Origin of the sequence: Luteibacter jiangsuensis (genome assembly GCF_011742555.1) — a bacterium.
GTDB classification, from domain to species: Bacteria; Pseudomonadota; Gammaproteobacteria; order Xanthomonadales; family Rhodanobacteraceae; genus Luteibacter; species Luteibacter jiangsuensis.
Map to the genome: position 1 here is coordinate 1 of NZ_JAAQQR010000016.1, position 11,475 is coordinate 11,475.

General features: G+C 59.7%; 7 protein-coding genes. 1 reads left to right on the forward strand and 6 read right to left on the reverse strand.

Features of this window, described 5'->3' with window-relative positions:
* Window positions 1-285 precede the first annotated feature (285 nt).
* Genes HBF26_RS19270 through HBF26_RS19280 form a run of 3 tightly spaced genes read right to left on the reverse strand, consistent with a single transcriptional unit; the run spans window position 286 to window position 6,419 of the window.
* Window positions 286-2,481 (reverse strand): DEAD/DEAH box helicase, encoded by a 2,196-nt coding sequence (locus HBF26_RS19270; protein WP_167129823.1) that lies wholly within the window; start codon window positions 2,479-2,481, stop codon window positions 286-288.
* 9 nt (window positions 2,482-2,490) lie between these two features.
* A complete protein-coding gene (locus HBF26_RS19275) occupies window positions 2,491-3,789 on the reverse strand; it encodes an ATP-binding protein (protein WP_167129825.1) in 1,299 nt (432 codons plus the stop codon).
* Window positions 3,786-6,419 carry a tellurite resistance TerB family protein gene (locus tag HBF26_RS19280; protein WP_338039712.1) on the reverse strand — a complete coding sequence of 878 codons (2,634 nt, stop codon included), beginning with the start codon at window positions 6,417-6,419 and terminating at the stop codon, window positions 3,786-3,788. Before HBF26_RS19280 ends, HBF26_RS19275 begins: the two co-directional genes overlap by 4 nt.
* A gap of 909 nt (window positions 6,420-7,328) precedes the next feature.
* Between HBF26_RS19280 and HBF26_RS19285 the strand changes: the two genes are divergently transcribed.
* Window positions 7,329-8,240, forward strand: a complete 912-nt coding sequence (locus HBF26_RS19285) for a YecA/YgfB family protein (RefSeq protein ID WP_167129827.1) — start codon at window positions 7,329-7,331, stop codon at window positions 8,238-8,240.
* Window positions 8,241-8,253: 13 nt separating this feature from the next.
* Here HBF26_RS19285 and HBF26_RS20005 read toward each other — a convergent pair whose 3' ends face one another.
* The 3 genes from HBF26_RS20005 to HBF26_RS19300 are packed head-to-tail and all read right to left on the reverse strand — an operon-like array spanning window position 8,254 to window position 11,272.
* Window positions 8,254-8,484, reverse strand: a complete 231-nt coding sequence (locus tag HBF26_RS20005; RefSeq protein WP_167129834.1) for an SOS response-associated peptidase family protein — start codon at window positions 8,482-8,484, stop codon at window positions 8,254-8,256.
* A 6-nt stretch (window positions 8,485-8,490) separates the two neighbouring features.
* A complete protein-coding gene (locus tag HBF26_RS19295) occupies window positions 8,491-8,676 on the reverse strand; it encodes a hypothetical protein (RefSeq protein ID WP_167129829.1) in 186 nt (61 codons plus the stop codon).
* Window positions 8,669-11,272 (reverse strand): AAA family ATPase, encoded by a 2,604-nt coding sequence (locus HBF26_RS19300; protein ID WP_167129831.1) that lies wholly within the window; start codon window positions 11,270-11,272, stop codon window positions 8,669-8,671. The genes HBF26_RS19295 and HBF26_RS19300 overlap by 8 nt, the downstream gene beginning before the upstream one ends.
* Window positions 11,273-11,475: the final 203 nt, after the last annotated feature.

Below are 11,475 nucleotides of genomic sequence, written 5' to 3' on the forward strand. Positions count from 1 at the left end.
GTGGCCGCATCCCGCCGTCGCAATTCGCTGCTCACCACCGCGCACAACAGGACAACAACGCAGTAATCTTCAACCCCGGACTTTCACAGTGATCATTGGTACGGCTGGTGGGGGCAGGTCATCGGCATAATTTGCATACCAAAGGCCGGACTTCACTCGGTGTAGAAAGAACTGGTCTTTCAGAAGGCTCGATTTGCTCCCGGGCGCTCGGAGCGCAACCTTGAGCAGGACAGCTTTGTACACGAATCATTGCCGAAGATGAAAAGCCCTTCCCGTCTCGATATCTCAGGTGGTTAACTGAGCATCGAGAATCGATCGGGCCCAGGCGTGGGCCTCATCGATATCGAGGTAGAGGCTGGCATAGCTTTTTTGGAGCAGGGAAACCGGCAATGCCCAATCCCACTTCTCACGCTGGAGGTTTGAGGCGCGCGCCAGGAGCTCCTCCACATGAGGGACAGGGCGGTTCGCGACGTTCCTGATTCGATCCATCACTTCGTCCATGCCGCCGGGAACCTTCCTCACCTCTACGCCGAGTTCGACAGCGCTGGCCTCAGCCCCGCTTGCGTTCAGGAGGCACGCAAGGGCTTCATTGCCTGCATCGCCTAACCAGGTCAATACAAGGACATGACTGCCCTGATCGAGAACGATCCGGTCGTCGAGTTCGAGGCGGTGGTAGCTATTCCGTCCCTGCTCGACGAAGCCCCTTGCGCGGGCATCCGCGAAGTTGACCTCATGCTTACCCTGATAAAGGGATCGCATCCGCTCACGGACACGCGTATGGACGCGGCCACCACCCCCGGAAAACAGAGGCGGAGAGCCCCCCTTGGTCGCCGATACGGCGATGACCTTCTGTACATCGTCGACCTCGTCGACCAGCCAGGTTCGACCTCCAAACAGTATGCGCTGGCCGCTCGCCAACATCTGACTGACCGGGAGGCTGCCGAGAGTCTTCCCAGAGGTGACGATGCGATACTCCTCGTCGCTGGTGAACGCAGCATAGAAAGTGTAGTGGTTGACGATCCTCTCGCCCACGCGTCCATGAAGGAGTAGCCCCGACGAATCCTGCATGATGAGATCAAGTGACGCCATGTGCCGCAGAAGTGCGGCGAAGTTGGCTTTGGACAAGCCTTCGAACGGGGCTCCTGGTGAACAAAGAAGGCCATAGGCAGCCGATGCCTGAATTCCCCCGTGTTGCGCAATCAGCGACATGAACTGCTGGACGAGCGTCGACAGGTGCATGCCGCTAGTCATGGGCGGTTCGAACCAGCGCTCCGTCATTAACAAAATGGTTGCCAAAGTACGAAAGGTGTTCAGCCGGAGCTGCGTGGCGAGATCCGACCGGTCGTCAAGCGCGGCCTCGATCTGGTAGGACCTCAGAATCGTCGGTTCGCCGGGGCGCCTACCGGAACGGCCTGTGCGCTGCCTAAGGCTGGCCACCGATGGCGGCGGACCGATTTGGGCTACGCTCCTGACAGCGCCGATGTCTATTCCGAGTTCCAGCGTGCTGGTGCATATGGCGGTAGCGGTCGCATCCTTTTGCTTCAGCGCCTGCTCCGTTTCGGCTCGGATTTCTTTAGATAGATTGCCGTGATGTGGCCAGAACTGGTTGACGATATTGGCCTCTTCACACATCTCGCGGAGCATGTGCGCGTAGCGCTCGACTTCCCGCCGACTGTTGGGAAAGACAAGATTGTTAGTTCCACGCATGGACGTGAACAGATGTTCGGCGATTTCCTTGGGTGCAATTTCAGGGGGATCTTCGTCGCCATTCTTGGACGCGAGCTTTTCTTCATACCCTTTTATGAGGAGCATGAGGTTGAGTGTTTTTGCGTCTGACTCGACAATCACGGGATCGCCTTTGGGGCGAAGAAAAGCTCCAGCTAGGCTCATGTCCCCCAGAGTCGCCGATAGGCCGACGCGCGGAATAGTTCGTCCGATGACGCGTTCCAGCCGGTGAAGGAGCGACTGAAGCTGCTTTCCTCGCTCCGTCCCAATGAAAGCATGCAGTTCGTCGACGATGACGAACTTGGTTGTCGAAAAGAAGGACAGTACAGTCGTTCCCCGATTGCAAAACAGGGCTTCAAGGGATTCGGGCGTGGTCAAAAGCACGCCGTTGGGGCGCTGTGAAAAGCGTCGCTTGCTGGTTTGCGTGATGTCACCGTGCCATGGATACACGGGGATATCCAGATTTTCGCAAAGTCGCTCGAGTCGGCCGAATTGATCGTTGATCAGGGCCTTCAACGGGCTGATGTAGATGATGAGACCTTTTCCGTCCCCCTGAAGCAGATGCGTGAGCGCCGGGAGAAACGCCGCCTCGGTCTTTCCTTCGGCCGTGGCGGCGCCAATGACCACGTCGCGATCTCCCGGTACGATCACGGGAATGGCTCGCTCCTGCACGTCGCGGAGACTTTCCCACTGCTCGCCCCAGAGATACTGCCGGATGGGCTCGGCAAGTAATTCGAAGGCCGGTGGCGTCGTCACGTCAGGGTCTCAAGTTCTGAAATTGACGAGTTCATCGTCGGGATCGACGACGGCATCGGCTGTGCCCCCGGTATCCTTTTTCAGGTCGATCTGTCCCAGGAACTGGGTCCAGTCGACCTGCGGATTTTGTTCGAGAATAGCCAGTAGATTGACGAAGGCGGTGATGGTGGTGCGCGGAGTTCGGAAAAAGTCGTTGCCGATACGCCCAGCGCAGTGCTCCATGAATCGCGAGAGCGCGCCGTCGGGAAGCAGGTGCCTGGACTCGTCTCCACCTGCGTAGACGTGGCGTATCTTGGCCAGAAGTACGTAGAAGTCTTCCGGAGTGAGCGCCGACAGTCTGATGACTGGCCCGGTTAAGTCCACAAGGCCATCTGCTGCGAACGTGTTCTGGGCCAGACGGCTCTGCAAGGCGGAGTAGCTGTATAGGCCGCGCCGAGGGTCTAGAAGGAACTCCGGCGTCCCGCCCAGCACGAAGCCAAGACCTACCGCGGTGCTCTGTAATGAGTCATTGAGCATGCGCAGAAGCTGCTCATAGTTGGAGGAGCGTGCCTGGGTATTGGCCAGCTTGTAGAGGTTGACCATTTCATCCAGGGCCACGAGCATCCCGCTGTACCCGGCAAGGCGGACGAAGCGTGCCATGAGTTTGAGCTGGTCGTAAACGTCCGAGTCATCGACGATGGCACGTACGCCGAGAGCCGCTCGGGCGTCCGTGCGGGTGCTGTACTCACCGCGCAGCCATCGGATCGCGTCGGCTTTCAGTTGATCGTTGCCGGTCTCGAAGCCGCGCCAATAGGCGGAAATGACGTCGGCGAAGTCGTAGCCATTGACCAGCTCGGTAAGCTGCTCGAGTTTTGCCCGTAGGCAGCGTTCGACAGGCTCTCCGGACGCCTTCGCCTCCGCTTGTGTGGTCGATATGAAGCGCTCCACCACTGCGGCCAAGGCCCCGCCTTCGGGCTTGGTGCGGGTTGCCATGTTACGCATCAGCTCGGCATAGAGGGACCGCGCCTGACCACCGGAAGCATGGAGCCGCCTATCGGGATTGAGATCCGCCGATACGACGACGAGTTTGCGCTCCATGGCGACGGCACGAATCAGATTCAGGAAGAATGTCTTCCCTGCGCCGTATTCGCCGATCACGAGCCGGAACGACGAGCCGCCGTCCGCGATGCGATCGATGTCGCCCACGAGGCTCTCGATTTCGCGATGGCGGCCTACTTGAATGAGATGCTGGCCCGATCTGGGGACGACGCCGGCGCGGAGCGATTGAATGACGGCGTCGCGGTCCCGGGGTCGAATGGCGGGTTTCATGCTTCGATGATCTCCATGATTTCTACGGACACTTCCAGCGGATCGTCGCCTTCGACGAGGGGTATGTCGTGGACGTCGAGACAGGCTTCATTGATGCGTTCGAGGGCCCCGTCGAGCATCAGGCCGAGATCGGACGCGGCGTCTTCCAGCTCGCTACGAGCCCACTGGGGGCGGGTCAGGAGAAGACGAGCGAGCGACGAGTGATCTTCATCGAGGTCCCACAGGCCTTCGGTTGCTTGCGTCGGGTCTTCATCTTCTTCCGCCGGGAGCATAGGAAGGACGGGATCGGCATCGGAATCCTCCTTGAAAATATCCGCGAGTAGCGCGGAAACGCGATCCGTATCGCGTTGCAGTGCTGCCACGCGCTCGTGATCGAGCGCAAAGCCGGGTTTGGAGGCAGTCGGGCGTGCTGGCGTGCCGGGTGCGCTGGTGTGGACATCGGTGAATACGCGCTTAGCGTCGACTCCCAAAGCTTTGTAAACCTTTTCCAGGAATATCAGTTCGTCGGGCGAAACGTTCCCGTCCGCCTGCGTCAGGGTGGCCATAGAGGCTGCCAGGGCCTCCCGGGTACTCGTCGGCAGGGGTTCCAGCTTTGCTTTCAGGCTGGTGAGGGTCACCGGAACACGTCTCAGCCACTCGAGATGGGCATGCAGTCGCGCGATGTCGTGCGGCGAGAGATGCGCCCAGGCAGCGATTTCCCGGTTGAGGTGAGCGGCCTCGTCGTCACTGAAGACACCGTCCGCCCGGGCGACGGCCGAAGCCAGTTGCAGGGTTAGCTGACTTACGTGATATCGCCCCGGGTCTTCCTGATGTCTGATATCTGGGGGTACGCGGAAGACGACAACAGGTGACTTGGCGGATGGGACGCGTGCACCGGCCGTCACGTCGGGTTCGAGGCCCAGACCATGCTCGCCGAGCAGCTCGGCGACGTTGGATAGCTTTTCCCGAGTGATGTTCTGGGTTGTTCCCCCTAGCGCGTCAAGAAAGTCCTCCAGCGTCATCGTGTTGCCGTACCCGTCGATGCGTGAAGCCAACTCCTGGACTCGTTGACGGGCCGCCTCTGGCCAGAGCACCCGGGGCAGATGGATCAAGCCATCCAAGGTGTTGCTGGCTTCCGGGTTCCTGCCGATGACGCGGCTGTAACCGGAAAGTTCGTCGGTGCATTGATCTACCAATTCCTGCAGTTTTCGGTTTGGACCGGTCAACACGGTGACGTCGGGAACGTCACCGAATGATAGGGTGAGGTTCGCCGTTTGCACGCCGTAGTTTGCCGGTCGGTAGACGAATTTTAGCTTCGTCTTATTGCGTGGCAGAGAAAGTCCGGCACCGAATACCTCGTGATAGCGAAGTGTGAATAGCGATTCGAATTCGACGGGACAGCGCGTTGCCGGAGTCCTCAGGCGGATCGTCGGACTATGTCTTACCCATGCCAGCGCGAGTTCCGCGGGGACGGGCACGCGATCCACGGCAGCTTGCCCGAGCGCGAGGCGAAGGTAGATGGGTACTTCATAAGCCGGGGGGAAATGGGGAGGAGAGATCGCGTAGAGTTTTTTCGATGCATTCGATAGCTCGATCCATTCCAGAAGATTGCTTGCGCATCGGCGAAACGAGGGTGAGCAGTCGCCATAGATCGACAGAAGGCGCCTGATCTCCTCCGCGATATCCGGCCACTCTGCACGCGCTCCGGGCATTTTCTCCCCGTCGACGATGACCCTGCGTTCCAGGCCATAAAAATAGAGAAACACAAAGCCGATGGAGCATTCGGGTTGGCTACGACCGCTACTTAGCCACGTGAAGTAACCACGCCTCTGGTGAGGCGTTAGCTGCGCGTAGTTTGGCCAGTATTCTTCCGGTCCTTGGGTAATGTCTCCCTTGGTGGCCACGGGTTGCCGCGTGTCGATGACGCAGGCATCGACACCGATACTTGATGTCGTAGATCGTCCAAAGTAGAAACCGCCACCCGTGAGCGTGATATCGGCTAAGGAGACAACCTCGTGGAACCCAATCCATCGGGGACGCTGGGCGCTAACGGGTGCTGGCGGAAGTTTGCTGGGCAGGATCTCGACGTGCTCGGGCGCTTCGACGACATGTCTGACCAGCTCGTCATCGACCGATCGCGTGACCGCAGGCGGCGGTAAGGGGACAGGCGGGTCGGGGGGGAGAGGTGGCACGCCCGCTGGAGGTGCCACGCGGGAGGTGGACATTGCTTCGGGTGCTTGCGCTTTGGCGACGGGTAATGGTGGGACGGCCACCACGGGAATATCGCGAGCCGTGGGTTCGATGTGTGCCCCGCCACGGAATGTCGCTGACTGAAGAGATCTGCCCGTCAGCGATGGTAGGGAGCGGAGAGGCGGCCTTTGCTGTGTCGGCTGTTCCACCTGCGAAACCACAGGAGGCGGCACAGTCTGCTTATTCGAGGTTGGGGCCGGCGTCGAAGATCGGTTCGGGCGCGGCTTTGGGGGGGCCTTCGGCACCAGCTCTTCGAGAGTTGGGCCAAAGGCCTCGGCGGCCCTCTTGGCGCGAGAGCGCTTGGCGGCGAGGTAGATCACGCTCGCCGCGATAAAAAAGGCCAACAACGGGCCCCAGACTGCGGACGGTACGAATGCGATGACGCCGATGATGATCAGCACCCCGATCCACGCGTCGCCTTTAGACGTTTCCCTGCCCATCTATTGGGCCTCCCCTGGTCCTCGACCCGGCGACATCATAGTGCACCTGCGGGCGGCCTACGCTGAGCTACCCACCAGATGCGGCCGTACGAATCATGGCCGTTCGGGCTGACCGTCGATAGCTTTATCAAATATGCAATATCGGCAATTAGGGGGCGCCATCAGAACACTTTGTCCACGCACCACGGTGTGGGCCAGGCAGCATGGCCGGCGACACGGATGTGCAGATCGGCCCGCCTAGCGAATCACAGACCATCTTTTCACGGGCGCTTTGCACTTTGTTCGCCCGACGTACGCCGGTAACTCAGGTGTACTTTTTCGACCTCCGCCGGTCGACATCAGCGCCATGCTGCCGGAGGCGTACCCCGAATGGCGCAGCTCGGCATCGTCAGCTACATCCCGAGAGCACCGCGCCATCGGGCCTTCGTGAGCGCCTCACCCCCGCAGACGGATATCCGAGAATTTTGGCCGTATTGGCGGAGTCGAGAAGACCCTCGTATTGCTGGAACAGGCCGTGTTCAACGTGGGACGCGCTCTCAGGCATTCCGGCCACCCCAGTCATGACTACCACGGACAGTACTGGACGGCGAAAGAACGGTTACGCCCATGTTTCTATGGACTTTAATCGCGCTTTAGCTGCCCTTCTCACTTTGGCGAAAATCATAGTTGACCGTGTCGGCGGTTGCTACTGGCATTCAGCGCGGCCGCGGGTGCGACCCTCGCCATTTCCACCAATATGGCCGTCTAGGTGATTGACTCGCTCGGGCGGCTTTTCTCTTGGGCGGCCTGGATTGATCCCATCAGGGCTTGATTTGGTCAACATTTGGTCGCACTTCGCAACTCAGGCTAGGTGCCCACCGGACAAGCTCTATGACGATCATCTTGGCTATCGGAAACGCCCGGCAGGTTGTCCAGTTTTCCGATCGGCGATTATCGGCAGCTGGAAAGATCGTTAACGAACACGCAAATAAGGCAACAGTTTTTACATGTAGTAACGCACGGCTGGCCGTGGGCTTCACTGGACTCGCCACCTCAGGCGATTTCAACATGCAGCGGTGGTTGGTTGAGGCTCTGGATCGCCTCGCCCCTCCAGAATTTACGATCTACGAGGTGTGTTGCCGGTTGGCAAACGAACTCACGCATCTATTCAAGACGAGTCGTTGGATCAGGGGATTGTTGGCGCGCGATCGGCGACTATCGGTGTTCTTAAGTGGCTATTTGCACAATCGCGTACCGCCGGAATTGTGCAACATCATCGTGACCAACTATCAAAACTATGAGACCGGTGAAGATAGTCCCGATGCACTCCCGGACTTTTGGAACATCTTCTCGCTGCAATCGGGGGAGAGCCTATGTCCGACGTATGTGCAGCGCACCGGTGCCTGGGGATCAATGACCAGCCGCGATGAGTCGATCTTGCGAAGCCTGCTTCTGGCAGATGCGTCAGTCGAAACTCTGATCAGCGCGGGCGTTGGGTTGATTCGCGAAATGGCGAAAAGACCTGCCGCTCACGGAACTATCGGTCAGGAAGTACAGTTGACGGTCATCCCAAGCGATCCGGCCGAAGTGGTGACCGCGCGCGTTCGCTCCTCGGACGCGACAGACACGCTCGTTCTGACAGATCAGGTAATCGCAATCCCGGGTGAGTCATTTGCCGTGCAAGGCATACAAATTCACGTTCACGATGCGACAGATGGTTTTCGCCCTAAGCTTGGGCGAAACGACAGATGCTGGTGTGCAAGCGGTCTGAAGTTCAAACGTTGCCACGGAGCAAGGCGATAGCCTAGCGTCGCGGCTACGATATGTGTAGATCTCCCTCTTTCACCCGCCACTCGAAGTAGCCGGATGCCGGCACCAGGCAGCGCCGCTTCTTGAAGGCGTTGCGGAAGGCGGTTCTGCTGGCCCCTGTCTCGGCGCCGGCGTTGATCGTCTTCGCGCCGGTCTTCGGATCCTTCGCCCAAGCGGGGATCAGGCCCCACCGAAGGGCCTTGGCCTCGTAGCCGTGCTCGCCGTGGGCGACGACCAGCGCGCACTAGGTGGGAGCGATGTTGAACTGTTCTTCGCGCTGGTTGATCTCGCTGACGATGTCCAGCTCCAACTGGCCAAGCAAATCCTTGGCCTCGCGGCCTAGGGAGACGGGTCCAGGGTGGCGTAGCGTCCGCACATGGGATGAAGGGTCGCCTGCCAATGCCATCACAGCGCGCGATCTCTTATCCACGCTTGGTCTTTTTTCGCCGAGCTTCCAACTCGCTGCGCCAGTCGTCCAGGACCTTGATGTCGGCGGCAATTTCCTCTGGCGTCGGTATCTCTACATCCGCTCTGCGCGCCACATTGTGGGCGTAGTTCGAGCAGCGGGTCATGTTCTCAACGACCTTTTCTACATCGGGATTGGTGATTTCAACGGCCTTCAGCCGGTTGGTCTCTACCGACTTGCGGAATCGCTCCACGGTGCCGTTGAGCAACATCTCTTCCACACATCCTTCCCAAGCTTCCCTGAGCTTGGTGTAGAGGTCACGAACGCGCTTATCGTAGGCCGCCCGCTCGCCCAAGCGATTCAGTTTGTCGCACGCGACCTGCTCGTTCTTTAACCACCCGACGCGGGCCTTCGTAGTGGACCCATCGAAGGGGAGCTCATTGGTGGTAACACCGAAGCCGTCTTGTGTCTGGGACACGGTGCGCGGCGCAACCTCGACCTCCAGGTTCTCAGCCTCGTCCATCAGCGCAAACAGAAAGAACATGTCATGGGTGAACACGATAACTTGGCGTCTCGCTGCTTCCTTTGCAAGGCGTCGCGCAACACGCTGCCGATGGCGGTGATCCATGGAGCAAACGGGATCGTCGAAGATCACCCCGCTGCCGTCACCGGAGAGCCGGCGCTCGGTGAGGAAGGACGCGATCGCGACAGCGCGCTGCTCTCCTTCGCTAAGCACATCACTGGCCGACATTTTCCCTGGCCGCTCGAGCACCAACTTGAACGATGCCCTGCCCCGCTCACCCTCCGCTTTCATCGCCACACGCAGATTTGCGATATTAAGTTGGGAAAGCTCCTCGTTTAACGCATCCATCAGGAGCTGAGTGGCCATGTCGTTGGTCAGCTCCGTTGACTTCCGCGTGATGTTGGTGGTGGCCACATCCGGGAGGCACGAACGGAGCTTTTCGCGATAGGCATGTTGTCCGATGGCCGTGATCGCCACGGCTTTCAGGTCGCCCAAAAGGCGCCGCGCCTCCAGTTCGTCACGCTCGGCGATCAGTTTCTTCTTCAGCGTTTCATCGGCAGCCGCCTCCATGGCGGCCGCGCGGCTATTGAGGTCACCTGCGATCCTGTTGAGGTTGTCACCTGGATCTGACATCACTTCTGGAATCGCGTCCCAAGTGCCTTTCCCCGCTGCTTTAAGAATGGCAGCGAGCCGGTCTTTCAGTGACTGCTGGAACGTTTCGCATTGGCCGACAAGCTCTTCGGAAAAGCCTTTGAGTTCCGCGAGAGCAGCCGGGGAAAGCCCGAGGTCCACATTCGCCTCGCGCACCTGTTTGAAGGCAACGGTGGCGGTTTCCCTGGCCGCATCGGCCGCCCTTTGAATTTCGCCCGTGACAAAGGTCTCGAACTCGACCAGGCGGGTCACAGCGGGCTCATCCAACGCTTGCTGGCAAAGCGGGCAGGCATCGCCGACGTGTAGATGGGGAAACGCCTTCACCGGCTCCGATGTAACGGCGAATGTCCGAGCCGCTTCGAACATCGCGCGCCAGGGCTCGCTTCCGGTCTGGGGAAGTCGACCTGGTGCCTCATGGAACGCCTTGGCGGCGAGCTCGGCGGCTGCTTTGGCCTGGTTCGAAGCGGCGATCAAACCCTTCAGATGATTCACCCTTTCGCCGCTGACCCTCTCAAGAGCGGCCGTGATCGCGGCACTGATCGCACCGATGCGAAGGGCCTGATGACGAAAGGCCGCTGCCTGCGCAGCAGGCTCAGGCGCGGCGATGGCACGGATCACCGTTTCCAGTCGTACTGCCTGCTCTTTACTGAGGCCTGCCGCTGCGATGACTTGCGCTTCGGACACCCCGGTCGGCACGGCAGCAGCAACCTTTCCGGCAACGGTCGATGTTCGACTCGCCAGATCTTTCAGCGGAAGAACATTGGGCGCGGCGTCGTCGATGTCCTTCTGAAGTCGGGCACGCATCCGCCCACAGGCGGCACCGAGATCGGCCAGAATATCCAGGCCTGCGGGCGCGTAGGCAAAGCTTCCTTCGTTGTCCAAAAATGCCCGGGCACACGTGTGATCGAACACCGCAACCCGATCCAAGATCGTCGCCGATGGTTCGTTATTGACCCAAGTCACCGGTGTGCTTACACCGCCGATTGAACCCAGTAAGTCTGCGCTTGGGATTCCCACTTGGTCGGCCGGTAGATTGGTGTTGGGCAACACCTTTTCCCGCTTATCCCTGGCGAAACAAACCTGCTTTAGAACCCGGGCATATCCCGATTTACCGGAACCATTTGCTCCATAGATGACGGTGAGTCCGGTGGGCGAAAAGGTCAGAGCACCCTTAGTGGCTAGCGCATTAACATGGCGCACTTCCGTCACCGCCAGAAGGGTAACCGGCTCTCCGTGATTCACGCGAATGTTCGCCAATTCCGCCGCCAGAGGCCGAGGCTCACGCGCCTGCGGGTCTTCGATGCCGCGGGCCGCTTTCAGGATGGCATACAGGTCCTGGTCGTCGGCTTCCTCTAGGAAAACCTTCTCATCTAGCCTGGCCGCTGCCTCGCGCTGCCAGTCAGGCAGGCCCCTCGCCCATCGTCGAACTTCATCCAATATCGTCATCAAGGTTCCCCTGTTGGCATCCTGCCGCCGAGACCAGTGCCCCGGCCGCCCCATTTAGAGCATACGCCGCGAGCCTAGAGGCGACGACGTCCCCCCAGTTTTGAGTAGCACGGCGATTTGGAGTCCAATCCCCCAACTGACGGAGATTGGACGTGAAGAAGCGCTTTTCCGAAGAGCAGATCATCGGCTTCCTGCGTGAGGCC